At 41.2% G+C, this 2,033-nt stretch carries 1 protein-coding gene; it reads left to right on the forward strand.

Annotated features, from left to right (window positions below; translation table 11 throughout):
• The coding region (locus GAB14E_RS18075; protein WP_156115661.1) for a non-ribosomal peptide synthetase at nt 1-2,033 on the forward strand (2,033 nt) is incomplete at both ends.

Genomic DNA, 2,033 nt, shown 5'->3' on the forward strand with positions numbered 1-2,033 from the left:
AAGGCAAGATAATAAAGCGTTATTTTTATCCTTTGCCCAAGAACGTTTGTGGTTTATCGACAAATTTAATCATGGGAGTGCTGAATATAATATGCCAGCGGCGTTTGATGTGGTTGGTGACTTTGATGTGAAAGCTGCTGAGCAGGCTATCACACGGATCATAGCTCGTCATGCAGTATTGCGAACGGTATATATTGAAGACGAACAAGAGACATTACAGCATATTCAAGATAGCTTTGACTTTACTGTACAACAACATGATTTGACTTTCCTTTGTGAGAGTGAAAAACAAGCCAGATTATCAGCTTTGATTGCGGTTGATGTAAAAACTCCCTTTAATTTGGGTCAGGACTTGATGATCAGAGTCAGTTTTATTTTACGTGAAGAGGGACAAAATAAAGAAGGTAGCGAGCAGCAAGGCACATTATTATTTAACATGCATCATATTGCTTCTGACGGTTGGTCAATGGATGTCTTGATAAGAGAATTTGTCACTTTGTATGAAAGTATAATTGCTGAGCAGCCCGATCCATTACTTCCGCTTGAGATCCAATATGTCGATTATACAAATTGGCAGAGAGAATACCTACAAGGAGAAGGACTTGCCAGTCAGTTAAGTTATTGGGACAAGCAGTTGGCTGACTTACCTTCGATACACTCTCTGATCTTAGATGAACCAAGACCAGAAGAAAAGCAATATGCAGGGGCACGAGTCTCGGGACAATTGTCAGGAGATATTGCGTGTTCATTGCAGCACATTGCAAAAGCGCATCAGCTAACGCCATTTATGTTATTACATGCTGCTTTAGCGCTGGTTTTAGCTCGCCACAGCAATAGCCATGATATTGTTATCGGCACACCTGTTGCCAACAGATTACAGGCAGAGCTTGAGCCGCTAATAGGATTTTTTGTCAATACTTTAGTCCTCAGGCTTGATACCAATCATCAAGACTTAAGCGATTATTTGGCCCATGTACGTGAGGTACATTTAGATGCACAATCGAATCAGGATGTGCCATTTGAACGTTTGGTTGAAAAATTAAATATTTCGCGCAGCAGTGCTTATACTCCCGTATTTCAAATTATGCTGACGACAGACACGGATTATGGGTTAGGGGAAAATAAAGAAAGGCAGCAGCTGACTTTACCGGGAGTAACCTTATCCCCGTTGCCAGCAGAGCACATTACTGCCAAATTTGATTTGGATATTCGTATCAGTCTCAATGAAAATGGTGTAAATCTTGAGTGGGTTTTTGATAAAGCCATCTTTAATGAAGCTCATATAATTCAATTCAATGATCATCTATCTCGTTTACTAACGGGATTAGCTACATTGAATGAAAAAGAACTTTCCGGACCGCTGCAAATAAGAAATTTGCCTGTTTTGTCAGTACAAGAAACAAACTATCTCATTCGTGAAATAAATGATACTGAGCAGTATTTTCCAGAAGATAAATGTATTCATGAGTTGTTTGAAGCACAGGCTTTAGTGACCCCGAATAACATTGCTTTAGTTTTTGAAGGTGAACAACTCACCTATCAGGCGCTCAACCAGAAGGCGAACCGAGTAGCGAATTATTTGGTAGAGCAGCATCATATTATACCAGATACCCTAGTGGGAATATGCGTAGAACGCTCACTAGATATGGTCGTCGGCATACTAGGAATATTGAAATCTGGGGGCGCTTATGTGCCTCTTGATCCAAGTTATCCTGAGGCGCGCCTTAATTATATACTCAGCGATGCTGATGTTTCTTTGGTGTTGACGCAGGAAAGCTTGTTAGCAAAAGTAGGGTTAGGAGAGCGACAAGCCGTGTGTTTGGACGGTGAGCTTCTTGAGCATGATCCCTCTGCGACAGATCAGACAGATAATGTAAAGAAAGAAGCTTTAGGGCTGAACTCATCACATTTAGCTTATGTGATCTATACGTCAGGCTCAACCGGGCAGCCTAAAGGGGTAGCGATCAGACATAGCAATACTAACGCTATGCTGCATTGGGCTAATTCAACCTTTGCCCCTGATGAACTTTCAA

This window comes from Colwellia psychrerythraea (genome assembly GCF_000764185.1).
Taxonomy (GTDB): Bacteria; Pseudomonadota; Gammaproteobacteria; order Enterobacterales; family Alteromonadaceae; genus Colwellia; species Colwellia psychrerythraea_B.